We start from the raw sequence: 18,569 nt of genomic DNA on the forward strand, positions 1-18,569 counted from the left end.
GGGATCGGTCCGATATGGGGTGCCTTCGGGTGGTGCGGACGCGCCCCGGCTCACGGCATCCGGTCCCCGTCCAGGGACCGGTGGTGGCCCCGCTGCAGGGTCCCGCGCCGAGCTCGCGAGGCGTGGGGGGCAGCGGGGTCCTTCATCAGGCGGCGATCGCCTTGTCGTCGGCCGCGAAGCCGAAGAGCTTGTTGAGGTTGCCGCCCATGACCTTGGCTTTGTCCTCGTCGGACAGGCCCTCGAGCTCGTTCATGTACTCGATCGGGTCGTGCAGGCCCTCCGGGTGCGGGTAGTCCGACCCGAAGACGACGTTGTCGACGCCCATGGCCTCGATGACGCCGATCACGTCCTCCTCGAAGAACGGGTGGAGCATGATCGAGCGGCGCAGCGCGACGGTCGGGTCCTCGTCGAAGGCGCCCGGGTTGCGGCCGTAGACCTTCTCCATCGTGCCGAGGAGGGGCTTGAGCCAGGAGCTGCCGTTCTCCACCGGCATGAACCGGATGTCGGGGAACCGGGTGGCCAGGCCGTGGCCGACGATCGAGGCCACCGTGTCCTTGATGCCGCGGTACTCGGCCGAGACCAGGGCGTGGAAGCCCGAGTTCTTCACGAACGGCAGGTGCTCACCCTGGCGACCCTCCCACTCGTTGAGGTAGCGCGTCTGGCCGTCGTCCGAGGAGTGCATGCCGACGACGATCCCGGCCTCCTGGACGCGGGCCCAGAACGGGTCGTACTCCGGGAGGGCGAACGACCGGCGGCGGCCGTTGTAGCCGGGGACGGGAGCCGGCCGGATGAGGATGGCCTTGGCGCCGCGCTCGAGGACGTAGTCGAGCTCGGCCAGCGCCCTGTCCAGGACGGGCAGGGTGATGACCGGGGTCGGGAAGATCCGGTTCTCGTAGTTGAAGGTCCAGTGCTCGTGCATCCACTCGTTGAGCGCGTGCACCATCACGTGCGTGGCGTCCGGGTCGTCGGCGAGGCGCTCCTCCAGGAGGCTGGCCAGGGTCGGCCACATGACCGCGCGGTCCAGGCCCAGCTCGTCGAGGACCGGCAGCCGGTCGGCCGGGTTGAAGAACGCCGGCGGCGACTCGATGGTCTTGGGCGGCATGCCCTCGATGGTCTTGCGCTCCTCGTTCGTCACCTCGCCGAACGCGGTCTTGTTGCTCAGCGGCTTGTGCTTCGAGGAGGGGTTCTTGGCGCGGAACTCGAGCTCCAGGGCCCCGGGGGGCGCCACCTTGTTGAAGGTCGGGTTCGGGATGTACTCGCTGATCACGTTGCGCAGCGCGATCTTGGTGCGCCCGTTCACCTGCACGTACTTGACCAGGCCCGCGTACTCGGCCGGCAGGTACTTGGTGAAGGCGTCGGTGGTCTCGTAGAAGTGGTTGTCGGCGTCGAACACCGGGAAGTCGAGTCGTCGGGCCACGAGGCCCCTCCCTCATCGGTCGGATCGCGCGCCAGACCCGGGCGAGGGGATCTGGAGGGTCGCGCGGCTGAACAGCGGCGCCTCGAACGTATCGGTGCACTGAGTCACTTTCAAGGTCCTGAAAGTGATTCACGCAAAACTGTCGAACCATCGCTCCGGCACGTCCGCCCGCCGGGCCGCGGAGCCCGCGGCCCGGCCGGGACGGTCACGCCGCGACGGGCAGGGCGCCGCTGTCGGCCGGGAACCCGAGCAGCTGGTTGAGGTTGCCGCCCATGATCTTGGCCTGGTCCGCGACCGCGAGGCTGCCGATCTCGTCGATGAAGCTCGTCGGGTCGTGCAACCCCTCCGGGTGCGGGTAGTCCGACCCGAAGACGACGTTGTCCGCGCCGATCGCCTCGACCACGCCGAGGATGTCCTCCTCGAAGAACGGGTGGATCATGATCGACCGCTTGAGTGCCACCAGCGGGTCCTCGTCGAACGCGCCGGGGTTGCGGCCGTAGACCTTCTCCATCGTCGTCATCAGCGGCTTCAGCCAGGCGCTGCCGTTCTCCACCGGCATGAACCGGAGGTCGGGGAACCGGGTGGCCAGGCCGTGACCCACGATCGAGGTCACCGTGTCCTTGATGCCGCGGTACTGGGCCATGAGGATCGTGGAGAAGCCCGAGGGCCTCTGCCGAAGGGCAGGAACTCCCCGACGTGCCCCTCCCACTCGTTGAGGTAGCGCTGCTGGCCGTCGTCGGAGGAGTGCATGCCGACGAGCACGCCGGCCTCCTGGACCCTCGCCCAGAACGGGTCGAACTCCGGCAGCGCGAAGGAGCGGCGGCGGCCGTTGTAGCCGGGCACCGGCGCCGGGCGGACGAGGATCGCCTTCGCGCCGCGCTCCACCACGTAGTCCAGCTCGGCGAGGGCCTTGTCGACCAGCGGCAGGGTGATGACCGGCGTCGGGAAGATCCGGTTCTCGTAGTTGAAGGTCCAGTGCTCGTGCATCCACTCGTTGAGCGCGTGCACCATCACGTGCGTGGCGTCCGGGTCGCCGGCCAGCCGCTCCTCCAGCAGCGAGGCCAGCGTCGGCCACATGATCGCCCGGTCGATGTTCAGCTCGTCGAGGAGCGGCAGCCGGTCGGCCGGGTTGAAGAACGCCGGCGGCGACTCGATGTACTTGGGCGGCATCCCGGCGAGCTTCTCGTCGCCGGCCTTCTTCTCCAGGTACTGCCCCGCTCCGCCGACCGGCACGTGCTTGGACGACGGGTTCTTCGCCCGGAACTCCAGCTCCTGCGCCCCGGGCGGGGCGACCTTGTTGAACGTCGGGTTCGGGATGTACTCGCTGATGGTGTTCTTCAGCGCGATCTTGGTCCGCCCGTTGACCTGCACGTACTTGACCAGGCCCGCGTACTCCGCCGGCAGGTGCTTGGTGAAGGCGTCGGTCGTCTCGTACATGTGGTTGTCGGCGTCGAACACCGGGAAGTCGAGCCGTCTCGACACGGGATCTCTCCTCGTCGTCAGCGCGCGGCCAGGGGACAGGCCACACCCGGCCGGGCGCGCCTCCGCGCCGGGACGCCCGCACCCTATTGGGTGGTCTGAGTCACCTTCAACGCGCTGAGGGCTCCTCAGCCGGACGCAGCCCCTGGCAGACTGAGCGGCGTGCCGGCAGCCCCGGGAGCCGATCCCCGCTCCTCGATCGAGCCCTCCCCGCCCGTCGGCTCCACATCCGGGGCTCCACTGCGGGAGGCCGCGGCCGCCGCCCGCGAGCGCCGGCGCCTCGAACGGCTGGAGAGCGGCCGGCGGGAGATCCTCGCCGTCGCCGAGCGCCTGTTCGTCGAGCAGGGCTACGAGGGCACCAGCCTCGAGCAGATCGCCGCCGGCTGCGGCTTCTCGGTCGGCAGCATCTACAACTTCTTCCGCAACAAGGACGCGCTGTACGCCGCCGCGCTGGAGCGGCACGGCGCCTCCCTCGGCCACTCCTTCCGGGCCTCGGCCGAGGCGGCACCGAGCGGGATCGACAAGGTCGTCGCCATGGCCCGCGCCGCCGTCCACGACCTGCGCGGGCACCCTCGGCACGCCCGCCTCACCCTGTCGTCGATGGCCGCCGACCTCGGCGCCACCGCCGACCGCGGCTCGCTGCGCGCCGTCCTCGAGGCCTACGCCGAGGCGATCGCCGAGGGGCAGCGCGACGGCACCGTCCGGGCCGGCACGCCGCGCCACCTGGCCCAGTTCGTCGGCGGGCTGGTCCTGGCGCAGGCGCAGGCCGACCCCGAGATCACCGAGTCCGCCGACGGCATCCCGCTGGAGGAGTTCCTCGACATCGTCCGCCGGGCGCTGTCCCGCCCCGGCGGCTGATCCGCCGCGCGGCGGAATGGACCTCCCGCCCGGCCCGTTGCACGCATCCTTAGTTGAGACTTCAACCGAAGAGGGCGAGACGGATGCAGTTCGGCATCTTCACGGTCAGCGACATCACGACCGACCCCACGACCGGCCGCACCCCCGGCGAGGCCGAGCGCATCCAGGCGGTCCTGCGGATCGCGGAGAAGGCCGAGGAGGTCGGGCTCGACGTCTTCGCCCTGGGCGAGCACCACAACCCGCCGTTCTTCTCGTCCTCCCCCACCACCACGCTGGCCTACGTCGCCGCGCGGACGACGCGGCTGCAGCTGTCGACGGCGACGACGCTGATCACCACGAACGACCCGGTGAAGATCGCCGAGGACTACGCGATGCTGCAGCACCTGTCCGGCGGGCGCGTGGACCTGATGATGGGCCGCGGCAACACCGGCCCGGTGTACCCCTGGTTCGGCAAGGACATCCGCGACGGCATCCCGCTGGCGGTGGAGAACTACGCGCTGCTGCGCCGGCTGTGGGACACCGACGTGGTCGACTGGCAGGGCCGCTACCGGACGCCGCTGCACGGCTTCACCTCCACCCCGCGTCCGCTCGACGGCGTCCCGCCCTTCGTCTGGCACGGCAGCATCCGCAGCCCGCAGATCGCCGAGCAGGCCGCGTTCTACGGCGACGGGTTCTTCGCCAACCACATCTTCTGGCCCAAGGAGCACACCCAGCGGATGGTCGAGTTCTACCGCGGCCGCTTCGCCCACCACGGCCACGGCGACGCCGACCAGGCGATCGTCGGACTGGGTGGTCAGGTCTTCATGCGCAGGAACAGCCAGGACGCCGTCGCCGAGTTCCGGCCCTACTTCGACCGGGCGCCCGTCTACGGCCACGGCCCGTCGCTGGAGGAGTTCAGCCGGGAGACGCCGCTGACCGTCGGCAGCCCGCAGCAGGTCATCGAGCGCACGCTCGGCTTCCGCGACTACGTCGGCGACTACCAGCGCCAGCTGTTCCTCGTCGACCACGCGGGCCTGCCGCTGAAGACGGTCCTCGAGCAGCTGGACATCCTCGGCGAGGAGGTCGTGCCGGTGCTGCGCCGCGAGTTCGCCGCGCTCCGGCCGGCCCACGTCCCCGAGGCACCGACGCACGCGTCGCGGGTCGCGGCCCGCGGCGGGGCGGTCGAGGCCACCGTGCACGGCTCCGGCGACGACGTTCCCGGCCGCACCGCCGGGCAGCCCCCGGTGGAGGTGCCCGCCCGATGAGCACCCGGACCCTCGCCGTCGTCAGCGCCGGGCTGAGCACGCCGTCGTCCACCCGGTTGCTGGCCGACCGGCTCACCGCGGCGACCGCGGAGGCCCTGCGGCTGCGCGGGGACGACGCCACGGTGGAGGTCGTCGAGCTGCGCGAGCTCGCCCGGGAGCTGGCCGACCACCTGGTCACCGGCTTCCCGGCCGGCCGGCTGCGCGAGGCCCTCGACACCGTGGCCGGCGCCGACGGGCTGATCGCGGTGACCCCGGTCTTCAGCGCCTCCTACAGCGGGCTGTTCAAGACCTTCGTCGACGTCCTCGACCGGGACGCGCTGACCGGCACCCCGGTGCTGCTCGGCGCGACGGCGGGCAGCGCCCGGCACTCCCTGGTGCTCGAGCAAGCGATGCGGCCGCTGTTCTCCCACCTGCGGGCCGTGACGGTCCCCACCGCGGTGTTCGCCGCGGCGGAGGACTGGGCCGACGGCGACGGCGGCGCGCTGGTCCCCCGCATCGAGCGGGCCGCGGACGAGCTGGCCGGCCTCGTCGCCGGCCGGCCCGTCCGGGCGGTGCGGGCCCCGGCGGATCCGTTCACCGACTTCGTCCCCTTCGACCAGCTCCTCCGCGGCACCTGACCCGCCCCGAGGGGGCAGAAGTGCAGTTCTGCCCCGGGCAGAACCGCACTTCTGCCCCCCTCGGGGCGTCAGGCCATCGCGTCGGCCGAGGCCGGGGCCGAGCCGCCCTGCGGGGCCTCGCCGCGCATGAGCGACGCGATCGCCGCCCGGTCGGTGGCCGAGGGCAGGCCCCAGCCCGGCTCGTAGCCGTAGACGACCCCGAGCGGGGTGGCCGACGTCCGCCCGTCGAGCAGCTCCACCGCGTCGGTCCCGATCAGGCCCGGGTGCTCGACACCGCACGCCTCCGCCACCTTGACCAGGTCGCGGCGCAGCGTGGCCACGTAGTTGGCCAGCCGCACGGACTTCAGCTCCGGGTCCAGACCGCGGGCCAGCCACGCGTTCTGCGTGGCCACGCCGGTCGGGCAGGTGTCGGTGTGGCACTTCTGCGCCTGGATGCAGCCGATCGCCAGCATCGCCTCGCGGCCGACGTTCACCATGTCGCAGCCCAGCGCGAAGGCGACGACGGCGTTGTCGGGGAGCCCCAGCTTGCCGCCGCCGATGAACGTCACCTCCTCCTGCAGGCCCCGCCGGGCGAAGGTCGCGTACACGCGGGTGAAGCCGAGCTGGAAGGGCAGCGACACCGAGTCGGCGAAGACCATCGGCGCCGCCCCGGTGCCGCCCTCCCCGCCGTCGATGGTCACGAAGTCGACCCCGCGGCCGGTGGTGGCCATCAGCTCGGTGAGCTCCTCCCAGAAGCCCATGTCCCCGACGGCCGCCTTGATCCCCACCGGCAGCCCGGTCTCGGCGGCCAGCAGCTCCACCCAGTCGAGCATGCTGTCGGTGTCGCGGAACTCCGCGTGCCGCGAGGGGCTGACGCACGTCTGGCCGACCGGCACGCCGCGGGCCGCGGCGATCTCCGGGGAGACCTTCGCCGCCGGCAGCACCCCGCCCAGCCCCGGCTTGGCGCCCTGGCTCAGCTTGACCTCCAGCGCCCGGACCGGCGCCCCGGCGACCAGGTCCTTCAGCCGGGCCAGGTCGAAGCGGCCCTGCTCGTCGCGGCAGCCGAAGTACGCGGTGCCGATCTGGAAGACCAGCTCGCCGCCGTGCCGGTGGTGCACCGACAGCCCGCCCTCACCGGTGTTCTGCAGGCAGCCGGCCAGCGCGGCCCCCCGGTTGAGCGCCTCGATCGCCGTCCCCGAGAGCGAGCCGAAGCTCATGGCCGACACGTTGACCACCGAGGCCGGCCGGAACGCCCCGCGCCGCCCCCGCGGCCCGCCGAGCACCTTGGCCGAGGGCAGCGGGACGTCGGTCGCCGACGCCGGGTGCGACGGCGGGACGGTGGCACCGAAGGTCTTGTGCTTGATGATCGGGTAGCCGGCGGTGTGCTCCAGGTCGTTGTCGGTGCCGAAGCCGAAGTAGTTGTTCTGCCGCTTGGCCGAGGCGTACACCCACCGGCGCTGGTCGCGGGTGAACGGCCGCTCCTCCTCGTTGCCGGCCACGAGGTACTGGCGGATCTCCGGGCCCATCCGCTCCAGCAGGTAGCGGGCGTGCCCCACGACGGGGTAGTTGCGCAGCACGGCGTGCTGCCGCTGGACGAGGTCCCGGACGGCGACGGCGGCGAGGGCGCCGAGGCCGGCCGCGGCGGCGCGGGCGAGTCCTCTCATGCCGTCACAGTGCTCGCCGTGCCGCGCCGGGGCCAGTGGAGCGCACCTGGGCCCTCAGAGGAACAGGCTCAGGACGAACGCCAGCACGAAGCCGATCGTGCCGAGCAGCGTCTCCATCACCGTCCAGGTCTTGAGCGTCGTCTTCTCGTCCATCCGGAAGAACCGGCTGACCAGCCAGAAGCCGGAGTCGTTGACGTGCGAGAGCACCGTGGCCCCGGCGGCGATGGCGATGACGACCAGCGCCAGGTCCGACGCCGTCAGCGAGTCGCTGGCCTCGACGACCGGCGCGATCAGCCCGGCGGCGGTGGTCAGCGCCACGGTCGCCGATCCCTGGGCGACCCGCAGCAGCACCGAGATCACGAAGGCCGCCACGATGACCGGCAGCCCGATGTCGCTGAGGACGTCGGCGAGCGCGTCGCCGATGCCGCTGGCACGCAGCACCGCGCCGAACATGCCGCCCGCACCGGTGATCAGGATGATGGCGCACACCGGGCCGAGCGCGCTGTTGACCACCGACTCCACCTCGGCGGCGCTGTCCCCGCGGTGGCGGCCGAGCACCCAGAGGGCCACCAGCACGGTGATGAGCAGGGCGACCGGGGTGGCCCCGACCAGCTGCGCCACGCGGACCGGCGTGGACTCCTCGTCGAGGGCACCGGCGGTGACCAGGGTGCTCGTGCCGGTGTTGAGGAAGATCAGCACCATCGGCAGCAGCAGGACCGCGAGCACGGTGCCGAAGGCCGGCGGGGCGGCCCGCCGCACCTCGGTGCGGGTGCGGGCACCACCGGAGGGGGCGGCCACCCCCGGGGCCGTGCCGGCGACCGTGCCGCCGGGCGAGGGCGGCTGGGCCGGCGCCGGCTCGCCGTCGGCGTCCCCGTCCTCCGGCGGCGGGACGTCGACGTGGTGCCGGCGGCCGGCCCACGTGCCGAACAGGTAGCCGCCCACGAACCAGGTCGGGACGCCGATGAGCAGGCCGTAGACCAGCACCAGGCCGATGTCCGCGCCGACCAGCTCGGCCGCGGCGACCGGTCCCGGGTGCGGCGGGACGAAGGCGTGCATGACGGCGAAGGCACCGGCGACCGGCAGCCCGTAGGTGAGCAGCGAGCCACCCAGCCGGCGGGCGACGGTGAAGACGATCGGCAGGAAGACGACCAGGCCGGCGTCGAAGAAGATCGGGAACCCGAAGAGCAGGGCCGCCACCCCGAGCGCGAGCGGCGCCCGCTGCTCGCCGAAGCGGCGGATCAGCGTGTCGGCGAGGACCTGCGCCCCGCCGCTGTGCTCGAACAGCCGGCCCAGCATCGCCCCGAGCCCGACGAGGAGCGCCACGTTGGCCAGCGTCGCGCCGAAGCCGCCGGTCAGGGTGTCGACGACGTCCTCCAGCGGCACCTGCGCCGCCAGCGCCACGACCAGGCTGACCAGGATCAGCGCGAGGAAGGCGTGCAGCTTGAACTTCATGATGAGGACGAGGAGCAGCGCGACGCCGCCGGCCGCGATGAGCAGCAGCGGCCCGGCACCGAGCGCGGGTTCGACCTCGGGCATGGACTCTCCTCGGGCTCAGCCCGCGCTGCGGGCGGGGTGGGTGGGGTGGGTGGGGCCGTCGCCGACGGGATGGGTGGGGGTGTCGTCCAGCGCGTCGAGGTCGGTGAGGACGTCGGCCAGGGCTCCGGTCGACCGCTCCACGAGGGGACGCAGCCGGCCGTAGAGCGCGGCGTCGGCCGGGTCGGGCAGCACCGGCCCGGAGACGTCGACCAGGGCGGTGGCGGCGTCCAGGTCCGGCAGGTGCCCGAGGGCGTGCCAGCCCAGCAGGCAGGCGCCGAGGCCGGTGCCCTCCGGGGAGTCCGCCACCCGCACCGGCAGGTCGAGGGCGGCGGCCAGCGTGCGCACCCACAGGTCCGAGGCGACGGCGCCGCCGGTGGCCCGCACCTCCCGCACCGGCAGGCCGGCCGCGCCGAACGCGTCGCGGACCAGCGCCAGCTGCTGGCACACGCCCTCCACGGCGGCCCGGACCAGGTGCGGCCGGCGGTGCTCGCGGCGCAGCCCCAGGTAGGCGCCCCGCAGGCCGGACCGCCACCACGGCGCCCGCTCGCCCAGCAGGTAGGGCAGGCACAGCAGCCCGGCGCTGCCGGCGGGCACGCCCGCCGCCTCGGCGACCAGCCGGGCGTCGAGCTCGTCGGCCGCCTCCCCCTCGAGGTCCCCGCCGCCGGGACCGCCTTCGCCGGGGTCCCCGCGACCGGCGGCGAACGCCTCCGCGGCCCAGCGCACGACCGAGCCGCCGTTGTTGACCGCGCCCCCGACCACCCACGCGTCGTCGGTCAGCGCGTAGCAGAACAGCCGCCGGCCCGGGTCCACGGTGGGCGCCGGGACGACGACGCGCAGCGCACCGCTGGTGCCCAGCGACACCGCGGCGACGTCCGGGCGCACCGCCCCGACCCCGAGGTTGGCCAGCGTGCCGTCGGACGCCCCCGCGATCACGGGGGTGTCGCGCGGCAGCCCGGTCGCCTCCGCCACGTCGGCGCGCAGCCCGGGCAGCACGGTCGTCGTCGGCAGCACCTCACCCAGCTGCTCGCGCCGCACGCCGGCGATCTCCAGCGCCTCGGGGTCCCAGCGCTGCGCGCGGATGTCGTAGAGCCCGGTCGCCGAGGCGCAGGAGCGGTCCAGGGCGTGCGGTCCCCCGGTGAGGGTGGCGAGCAGCAGCTCCTTCACCCCGCCCCAGCGCGGCACCCGCTGGATGCCCTCGGGGTCCCGGGCCCGCTCCCACGACAGCTTCAGCAGCGGCGACATCGGGTGGACGGGCGTGCCGGTGCGCTCGTGCAGGCCCGCCGCGCGGCCGTCGGCGACGAGCGCCGCGGCCCACCGGGCGGCCCGGTCGTCGGCCCAGGTGACCAGGTGGCCCAGCGGGTGCCCGTCGCCGTCCATCGGCAGCAGGCCGTGCATGGCGGCGCTCAGGCTGATGCCGACCACGCGGTCGCCGCGGGCGCGCGCCGCGGCGGCCACGCCGGACAGCGCCTCGACCGCCGCGGCGGCCAGCCGGCCGGCGTCCAGCTCCGCCCGGCCGGGCGCCGGCACCAGCAGCGGGTAGCCGACGCTGACCAGGTCCCGGACCCGCGCGTCGGTGCCGGCGGTGACGGCCTTGGTCGCCGTCGTGCCCGCGTCCAGCCCGACCACCACGTCCACACCGGCCTCCCGTCGCCACCCGAGATCATGGGGGGCGCGGTCCGGCCGCGCGACCGCAGCTCAGCGGGGCACCGACCGCCCGCGCAGCCGGGCGGCGACGGCGACGTGCAGCGGCGCGAGCACCACGCCGTCGCGCGCCAGCCGGGCGCGCAGGAGCCGGCGGTGGCGGATCACACCGACCGTCCCCACGGCCCAGAAGAGGTACTGGACGGCGAACGCGGCCCGGAAGGCGTCCAGGTCGTAGGCGGCCGAGCCGCCCGGGGTCAGCAGGTCCAGCACGGCACCGATGGCCAGGATCGTGAGCAGCGAGGCCACGAAGCCGCCCACGTTCACCACGCCGCTGGCGCTGCCCTGCCGCTCGACGGGGTTCCAGGTCCGCGCGTAGTCGAACCCGATCATCGAGCCGGGCCCGTTGGTGCCGAGGACGACGACCAGCACGACCAGCAGCGGCAGCGGCGCCCGGCCCGGCCACAGCAGCACGACGGTCCACACCGCCACGGTCGCGCCGAGGATCGCGAAGACCAGCGTCGAGCGGCGCAGCGGCCAGCGCCCGCACAGCCGGCCGAGCACCGGCCCGACGACCATGCCGACCAGGACGAGCAGCGTGAGCAGCGCCGCCGCGGCGCCGGGCGCCAGACCCTGGCCGCGGGTCAGGAAGGGGTAGCCCCACAGCAGCGCGAACACCGTGCCGGAGAACTGGGTGACCAGGTGGGTGTAGAGCCCGATCCGCGTGCCGGACTCCCGCCAGGTGGCGACGAGCCCCTCGCGGACGGCCGCGAGGTCCGGCGGGGCCGGCCGGACGGTGCCCGGGGGGACGTCGCGGAGCGTGGCCAGGACGAGCACCGCGACGAGGAGGCCGACGGCGGCCGCGCCCAGGAAGGTGTCCTGCCAGCCCACCCCGTGCAGCAGCGCCACCAGCGGGGCGGCGGCCGCCACCTGGCCGAGCTGCCCGAGGATGCCGGTGAGCTGCGTGATCACCGGGACGGTGCGTCCGGGGAACCACGCCCCGATCACCCGCAGCACGCTGATGAAGGTCATGGCGTCGCCGGCGCCCACCAGGACGCGCGCGGCGACGGCGGTGGGGACGTCGGTGGCGAGGGCGAGCACCAGCTGACCGGCGGCCATCGTCACCCCGCCGGCGACGACCAGCCGCCGGGAGCCGAAGCGGTCCAGCGCCACGCCGACCGGCACCTGCATGCCGGCGTAGACCGCCAGCTGCAGCACGAGGAAGAGCGAGACGGCCGACGCGCCGGCGGAGAACCGCTCCTGGGCCTCGGGGCCGGCGACGCCCAGCGACGCGCGGTGGAAGACGGCGACCACGTAGGCGGCCAGCGCGACCAGCCAGACGGCGTAGGCGCGGGCGGCCGTCGGAGGCGTCACCCCTCCTCCGACGCTCCGCACGCCGCCGATCTTCCCGCCGCGCCGGTGACCCCGCCCACCGGCGGGGCGGTCAAGGGCGGGTGGTCAGGGGCGGGGCGAGCCCGGGCGGGGTACCTCGGCGAACAGCGGGCGGCCGAGCTGGGGGGTGTCGAGCAGCATCTCGTAGTCGGTGACGTTGCGGGACACCGCGACCAGCATCTGGCCGGGCTCGGTCGGCAGGTCCGGGTGGGCGAGCGGGGTGTACTGCAGGTACCCGACCTCCTCGTCGTCCGGGTCCTGCCCGGCGGGGGGCATCCCGCCCGGCGAGTCCAGCACCGGCTGCACGGTGAACGGGCCGACCGGCCGGTCGGAGACCCAGAGGGCCGCGACGTCCTCGATGTCCCCGCCGAGCTTGGAGTACGCGACCCACAGGCCGTCGACCAGGTCCACCGACAAGGTCTGGGAGACCCCCTCGACGGCGCCCAGCACGGGCGCCGACCGCGACGGCTCGGCCTGCCAGTCCGCGCCGTCCCAGTACTCGATCGCCGAGCCGTCCATGAACCGGTCGGTCGGGATGCGGGAGACGAACAGCTCGTGCCCGTAGGTGTAGGCCTCACCGGTGTGGCGGGTGCCGTAGAGGTAGATCCAGTCGCCGTCGAGGACGGAGCCCGCGCCCCAGTGGATCGAGCTGAGGTCCGGCGTGTCCGGGGTGAGCTGCGCCGCCTCGGCCAGCTGCGGGACCCCGTCGCCGCCGACGGTGTACACGGCCACCGTCGTCCCGCGGACGACGAAGTCCCACATCCGGTCCCCGCGCTGCACGCGGGAGCAGAACACGACGACGACGTCGGTCACGTCGGCCGCGTCCCCCGGGCGCGGGTCCAGCCGCAGCACCGACATCGGCCAGATGGTCAGCTGGTTCGGGTCCCGCGGGAGGATGGGGCCGCGCGACTCGGTCGTCACCTGGGAGATGCAGGTGCCGGACGTGACGAACATCGAGTTGTCGACCATCCGCGGCAGCTCCGGCATGACCTCCTCCGCGCGGATGGTGTCCCCCCACAGCCACACCACCCGGCCGTCGCTCAGCATCGCGCTGGCGCCGAGGTCGGCCGACTGCCAGTAGCGCAGGTCCAGCTCGTCGAACGCCTCGTTCCAGTCCTCGGCGGTGGAGGTCTCCCCCGGTACCGGCGGCGGGCACTCCGGGTCCAGCGTCGCCGTGCCGGCGTCCTCCCCCGGGGTCACCGCCAGCAGCGGCGGCTCGTCCGGCCCGCCCGGCTCCTCGGCGGCCGGCGCCTCGAGCCGCAGGCAGCCGGCCAGCAGCAGCCCGACGACGGGCAGCAGGAGTGCGCGGCGGCGGGACACGGCCCCATGGTGCCCGATCACGGCGACCCGCCGGTGCTCCCGGCGGCCCTCCGGCGCAGGGGCACCACCGGGAGCACGGCGGCCACCACCGCGGCCAGGGCGAGCACGGCGGCGACCTGCTGCCCGGTCGCCGTCCCGTCCGGCTCGGCGAGCAGCATCCCCCCGGCGGCCAGCATCCCCCCGGCGGCCAGCGCCGCGAGCACCGCCGGGCGGGCGCGGCCGCTGCACTGGCCGGCCAGCCACAGGCCGCCCAGCGCCGCCAGGCCGAACGGCCCAGCGGTCAGCGCGATGCCGAGCACGGCGGCCGCCACGAGGACCACCCCGGCGAGCACCGCACCCGCGCGCGTCCGGCGGCGGCCGCGCCGCCCGCCGGCCGGGAGCGGCCGGTCCGGCACCACCGCCACGAGGACCAGCAGCCCCACCGCCCCGGCACCGGCGGCGAGCACCGCGCGGTAGTCCGCCCCGGGCGGGTAGTCCAGCCGCACCGTCCCCGCCGGGCCGGCCGGAAGCAGGTAGCCCTGCTGCCACCCGTCGACGGTCACCGCCCGCAGCGGCTCGCCGTCCAGCGACGCCGTCCAGCCGGGGTTGGTGTTCTCCGGGACGACGAGCAGCGTCGGCTCGTCCCGGGCCGCGACCTCGACCACCCGGTGCTCGGCGTCCCAGCGGGTGAGCTCGGCCGGCTCGCGCACGCCGGGGCCCTCCTTCACGCCGCGGCCGAAGCGGGTGAAGGTGATCGAGTCGACGGCCAGGCTCTCGCTGTTGCGGGCCAGGACCCGGTGGTCGCCCGGGGGCAGCCGCAGCGCGGGGATGGCGTCGCAGGGCTTGATCCGGATCGGCTGCCCGGTCGCCAGCTCGCCGACGGTGGTGATGACCTCGGTCTGGATGACCGCGGCGTCGACCCGGATGGTCGGCCCGAGCCGGCTCGCGCAGGGCAGGAGGACCGGCGTCTGCGGGTCGGTCACCGGGTTCGGCCCGCCGACCTCGAGCTCGCTGACGCCGACGCCCAGCCGCTGCTGCCAGCGGGTGGCCGGGTCGACCGACCGGAGCTCGTCGGGCAGGTCGAAGGTGACGGTCAGCCGCTCGGTGACGATCGGCGCGAAGGTGGCGGTGCCGTCGTCGGCCAGCCGCACGCTGCGGGTCAGGCCGCCGCCGTCGTCGACCGTGACGGCGGTGGGCCGCGCGGCCGCGAGGCCGGGGGTGAACACGACGCGCAGCGAGTCGACGGTCCGCGTCTCGGGGAAGGTCAGCGTGAGGCTGGGCGCCCGGTCGTCGCCGGTGGCCACCCACGCGGTGTCCGGGTCGCCGTCCACCGCCGCGACCGGGCTGCCCCGCGGGTCGGCCACGGCCGAGCTGCTGCCGGTGACGGCCACGCTGCCGCGCAGCGAGCCGAGCAGGGCGTCGAGCGCCGCGCCGGGCCGGGGCACCGCCGTCGCCCGGAGGCCGTAGTCGGCCCACGCCTCCACGGTGAAGGTGCGGTCCAGGAAGACCGGTTCCTCGGAGCCGGTGACCAGGGCGCCCGCGCAGTACGGGGTGCCGTCGGGGTCGGTCACGCACCCGGTGCGGCCGCGCTCGGCGGAGAAGGCGTACGCCGTGACCGGGGCGTCGGCCCGCGGCACCCGCACCGACCGCGCGACGCTCACGCCGGGGATGCGGACGTCGGCGATCGCGAGGGCCTCCGGCTGGTCGGGCGTGGTCGCGGAGATGGTGAGCGTGCCGGTGTAGCCCTCGGGCAGGGGGAGGGTCTGCTCCTCGCCGGTGTCTTCGACCGGCACGGTCACCGACCCGGTGTCGGTGGTCAGCCGCAGCTCGGCCGGCCGGGCGACGCCCGGCTCCACGCCCAGGGAGAGGACGACGGTGCTCGCGGCGAACCGGCGCTCGGTGGTCAGCCGCCACCACGGCGCCTCGCCGGACTCGTCCCACGGGGCGGGCCGCCAGGCGGTCGTCGGGTCGCCGTCGACCGCCGACCACGGCTGGGTGTCCATGCGGGTGGCCACGAAGCCGTCGGGGTCCGAGGCCGAGCTCGACGCGGTGGGGGTGCCGCCGATGTAGGTGACGACGCTCTCGGCGGAGGCGGCGTGCGGCACCACGTAGTCGCGGACCGGGGCGTCCAGCCGCAGCGGGTCGTCGACGGTGAGGCCGCCGGAGGTCGCACCGTCCAGCCGGCCGAAGCTCCGCTCCCGGCGCAGCAGCGCGTCGGTGACCATCGGCGGGCCGGCCGTCACGTCGCCGCCGGCCATGACCGTCGGGCGGCCGGTGACCAGGTCGCGGTCCTCCAGCGACAGCACGGCCTCCGGGCCGCCGAGGACCGTCACCGCCTGCGACAGCGGCGCCGTCCAGGCCCGCGGCGCCGGGTCCTCGACGGCGTACACCTCGATCGCCGGCGCGGGCAGGTCCAGCCCGGCGTCGTAGACGCGGCCGTCGCCGACGGCGGCGGCGGTGCCGACCGGCCCGAACGACGCCACCGGGGTGATGCCCGGCGACGTGGCCAGCGCCTGGCGCACCAGCACCGAGCGGGTCGAGCGCGCGTCGCCGGTGTCGAGGTCGTTGCGCAGCACCAGGTGGGAGATGCCGGCGCGGGCCAGGAAGCGGGTCAGCCCGGCCGAGCCCGTCCCCAGCGCCAGCCGCTCCTCGATGGCGTCGAGCGCCCGGATGTGGCCCTCGGGGCTGAGCGGGATGGAGCTGCGCACGTCCCAGGCGGACTCGGCCAGCGGCTGGAGGACCTCGTCGTTGGCCCCGCCCCACTGGTAGGTGCCGAATGAGGAGCCGGGCACGAGCAGCGCCCGCCCGGCGGGCTGCTCGGCGGCGAGGAACTCGGCGGTCTCCTGCCACCAGCCGGGCACCTCGGAGAACCCGTCCGGGGGCGCCAGCCGGCCGGCCAGCGCCGGGGAGACCGTGGCGACCAGCGCCAGGACGACGGCAGCGAGGACGGCGCGCGAGCCGCCCCGCACCAGCCGCGACCGGCGCCGCCCGACGGCGGGGTCCACGGCGCGGCGGCGCGCCGCCCCCAGCAGCACCGCGCCCAGGTGCGCCAGGCCCAGCGCCAGGGGAAGCCGGAGCACGGGGTCGAACTTGTGCAGGTTGCGCAGCGGCGCGAGCGCGCCGTCGAGGGCGTCGTGCAGCGGTCCGGCCCACAGCCCCTCGACGGCGGCCAGGTGCCCGAGCGACACCAGGCCGACGCCGGTCAGCAGGCCGAGCACGAGCCACCGCCGCTCGGGCAGGGTCCGTGAGCACAGCGCCGCCAGCCCGGCGGCGGCGAGCACCACGGTGCCGGCGGCGGGGAGCACCCCGTGCACCAGCACCCACCCCGCCGGCCACTCCGGTCCGGCCGGGGTGGCCATCTGCGCGATCCAGTGCGACGTCCCGCGCAGCACGCTCAGCACGTCGGTCGGCCCGGTGGTGGCCCGGGCGTTCTCGATGTAGTAGAGGAACGGCGGGCTGTACTGCCCCAGCAGCACCAGCGGCCCGAGCCACCACGCCGATGCCAGGGCGACCGCCGCCGCCCACCAGCCGACCAGCCGGCGGCGCAGCGGCCCGGGGGGCCGGGTGAGCAGGAAGAGCGCGGCCAGCGGGAGCACGGCCGCGGTGGCCACGGCGTTGACCCCGCCGACGCAGAGGACGGCGAGCCCCGACAGCGCGGCCGCCCGCCGCGCCCGGCCGTGCCGCGCCGCCCCGGCCAGCGGCACCAGCACCCACGGTGCCAGGGCCATGGGGAGCAGCTCGACCGAGGTCTCCCCCATCGCGGTCAGCATCCGGGGTGCCAGCGCGTAGGCGATCCCGGCGACCGCCGCCGTCCCGGGCGTGCCGATCCCCAGCCGGCGGGCCAGCGCCACGACCCCGAGGAAGGCCGCGCTCATCAGCGCCGCCCACCACAGCCGCTGCACCACCCACGGCGGCAGCCCCGCGAGGTCGCCGAGGGCGAAGAACGGGCCCATCGGGAAGAAGTAGCCGTACGCCTGGTTCTGCACCTGGCCGGCCGAGCCCAGCGGCTCCCACAGCGTGAGCGCCCGGCTCAGGAAGCCCAGCGGGTCCACGGCGAGGTCCAGCTTGGTGTCCCCGACGATCCGTCCCGGCGCCTGCAGCATCGCGAGGACGACGAACCCGAGGCAGACCAGCGCCGGCCACCCGCGCCCGAGCAGCCGGCCGCCCCACGTCCGCAGCGGCGCGCGCGACCGCCGCGGGGCCGGGGCGTCCCGGGTCCCGGGGCCGGCGGGCGTGCCGGTGACCATCGTCGCCATGGCGGGGCGGACTCCCCCGTCAGGCGGTGGGGACGGGCACCCGGGCGGGCTCGTCCTCCACCTGCGCGGCGGCCGCCGGGCGGCTCCGGACGACGAGCAGGACGCCCAGGACGGTGAGGGCGGCACCGGAGCCCCCGGCGGTCCAGGGCACGACGGCGCCCAGCAGCCGCTGGCGGTCCAGGACCTCCTGCGCCCGGCCGACCGCGTCGGCGGCCGACTCCTCCGACGTGGTCAGCGTGCCGGACAGCAGGACGGGGCCGGCGGCGCCGTCGAGACCCCGCAGCACCGTCACCGGGCTCTCCTCGGTGCGCACGACCACGCCGCTGACCGGCTCGACCAGCAGCGTGCGGCTGTTCCGGTGGACGACCTCGGCGGAGAGGAACCCGGCCCCGCCCCCGGTGATCGCGCCGGGCACGGTGACGGTCCGCACGACCTGCTCGGGGACCTCCTGCTCGAACCGGAGGACCTCGAGCCCCCGGAACCGCTCGGTCCCCGCGTACCGGGCCGGCAGCGCCTGACCGGTCGTGCCGTCCCAGACGTCCAGGTCGCGGGCGGGGGTGCCCGGCGGGAACGCCAGCACCAGGCCGCTCAGCTGCACCGGCGACCCGTCGACGGAGGCGGCGGCGCACCCGCGCGCCTCGACGCTGCGGCGGTCCAGGCAGGCGACGGTCGTCGTGGTGGCGACCAGCGTCCCGTCGGCGTCCTCGGTGCTGGACTCGGCGATCCACACGGCGGTGGCGTCGCCGGCGTCCCCGGACGCCGCGTCCCCCTGCACGCGCACCGACACCACCACCTCGTTCCCGGTCCGGACCGCGAGCGAGGCGGGGTCGAGGTAGGTGACCTGGCCGACGGCCTCGGTCCGGTAGGACTCGTCCAGGGCGAGCACCGGCGGCTCGGCCGCCAGCCAGGTGCCCACCAGCACCGCGACCGACAGGGCGCAGCCCCCGAGACCGACGAGGGTCAGCCCGACGACACGTGCCCCCATGCAGGTCCTCTCGCTGCCGTGCCCGACCGTGGAAACCCCGCCACCGTACCGCCCGGGCGGGCCCCGCCGGCCGACGACGAGCCGTCCGCCGACGAGCCGTCCGGGGATGCTCCTATGGATCGTCAAGCGGCCGAGGCGAGGTTTTCGGTGGGTGTTGTCGGTCGTAGGACGTAGTAGAGCTCGCGAGCGATCATGCGCTTGA

The 18,569-nt window shown here is 75.1% G+C and carries 13 protein-coding genes; 3 read left to right on the forward strand and 10 right to left on the reverse strand.

Features of this window, described 5'->3' with window-relative positions; all coding sequences use genetic code 11:
• Positions 1-145: 145 nt before the first annotated feature.
• The 3 genes from ACK586_RS23700 to ACK586_RS23710 form a co-directional block, all read right to left on the reverse strand.
• Positions 146-1,417, reverse strand: a complete 1,272-nt coding sequence (locus tag ACK586_RS23700; RefSeq protein ID WP_409332986.1) for an amidohydrolase family protein — start codon at positions 1,415-1,417, stop codon at positions 146-148.
• Positions 1,418-1,622: 205 nt separating this feature from the next.
• Positions 1,623-2,060 (reverse strand): amidohydrolase family protein, encoded by a 438-nt coding sequence (locus tag ACK586_RS23705; protein WP_409332987.1) that lies wholly within the window; start codon positions 2,058-2,060, stop codon positions 1,623-1,625.
• Entirely contained in the window at positions 2,027-2,899 is an 873-nt protein-coding gene (locus tag ACK586_RS23710; RefSeq protein WP_409332988.1) for an amidohydrolase family protein, read from the reverse strand. The genes ACK586_RS23705 and ACK586_RS23710 overlap by 34 nt, the downstream gene beginning before the upstream one ends.
• A 159-nt stretch (positions 2,900-3,058) precedes the next feature.
• Between ACK586_RS23710 and ACK586_RS23715 the strand changes: the two genes are divergently transcribed.
• The 3 genes from ACK586_RS23715 (at position 3,059) to ACK586_RS23725 (ending at position 5,615) form a co-directional block, all read left to right on the forward strand.
• On the forward strand, positions 3,059-3,754 hold the full coding sequence (locus ACK586_RS23715) for a TetR/AcrR family transcriptional regulator (RefSeq protein WP_409332989.1): 696 nt from the start codon (positions 3,059-3,061) through the stop codon (positions 3,752-3,754).
• Between the two features lie 83 nt (positions 3,755-3,837).
• Positions 3,838-4,998 carry an LLM class flavin-dependent oxidoreductase gene (locus tag ACK586_RS23720; RefSeq protein WP_409332990.1) on the forward strand — a complete coding sequence of 387 codons (1,161 nt, stop codon included), beginning with the start codon at positions 3,838-3,840 and terminating at the stop codon, positions 4,996-4,998.
• Positions 4,995-5,615: an FMN reductase gene (locus ACK586_RS23725; protein WP_409332991.1), complete on the forward strand. Its 621-nt coding sequence runs from the start codon at positions 4,995-4,997 to the stop codon at positions 5,613-5,615. The genes ACK586_RS23720 and ACK586_RS23725 overlap by 4 nt, the downstream gene beginning before the upstream one ends.
• Before the next feature lie 68 nt (positions 5,616-5,683).
• On the opposite strand, the gene ACK586_RS23730 is transcribed toward ACK586_RS23725, so the two are convergent.
• From ACK586_RS23730 to pgfA, 7 genes are all read right to left on the reverse strand, one after another.
• Positions 5,684-7,258 (reverse strand): FMN-binding glutamate synthase family protein, encoded by a 1,575-nt coding sequence (locus tag ACK586_RS23730; protein ID WP_409332992.1) that lies wholly within the window; start codon positions 7,256-7,258, stop codon positions 5,684-5,686.
• A 54-nt stretch (positions 7,259-7,312) separates the two neighbouring features.
• Positions 7,313-8,794: a GntP family permease gene (locus tag ACK586_RS23735; protein WP_409332993.1), complete on the reverse strand. Its 1,482-nt coding sequence runs from the start codon at positions 8,792-8,794 to the stop codon at positions 7,313-7,315.
• A gap of 15 nt (positions 8,795-8,809) precedes the next feature.
• Entirely contained in the window at positions 8,810-10,429 is a 1,620-nt protein-coding gene (locus ACK586_RS23740; protein WP_409332994.1) for a gluconokinase, read from the reverse strand.
• Positions 10,430-10,489: 60 nt separating this feature from the next.
• Positions 10,490-11,809, reverse strand: coding sequence for an MFS transporter (locus ACK586_RS23745; protein WP_409332995.1), 1,320 nt, complete (start codon positions 11,807-11,809; stop codon positions 10,490-10,492).
• An 84-nt stretch (positions 11,810-11,893) separates the two neighbouring features.
• A complete protein-coding gene (locus tag ACK586_RS23750; RefSeq protein ID WP_409332996.1) occupies positions 11,894-13,147 on the reverse strand; it encodes a glycoside hydrolase family 183 protein in 1,254 nt (417 codons plus the stop codon).
• Positions 13,148-13,164: 17 nt separating this feature from the next.
• Positions 13,165-17,382 carry an alpha-(1->3)-arabinofuranosyltransferase domain-containing protein gene (locus ACK586_RS23755; protein ID WP_409332997.1) on the reverse strand — a complete coding sequence of 1,406 codons (4,218 nt, stop codon included), beginning with the start codon at positions 17,380-17,382 and terminating at the stop codon, positions 13,165-13,167.
• 19 nt (positions 17,383-17,401) lie between these two features.
• Positions 17,402-18,367: a cell envelope lipid trafficking protein PgfA gene (gene pgfA, locus ACK586_RS23760; RefSeq protein ID WP_409332998.1), complete on the reverse strand. Its 966-nt coding sequence runs from the start codon at positions 18,365-18,367 to the stop codon at positions 17,402-17,404.
• Between the last annotated feature and the right edge of the window lie 202 nt (positions 18,368-18,569).

Origin of the sequence: Trujillonella humicola (genome assembly GCF_046233715.1) — a bacterium.
In the GTDB taxonomy this organism is placed as follows: Bacteria; Actinomycetota; Actinomycetes; order Mycobacteriales; family Geodermatophilaceae; genus Trujillonella; species Trujillonella humicola.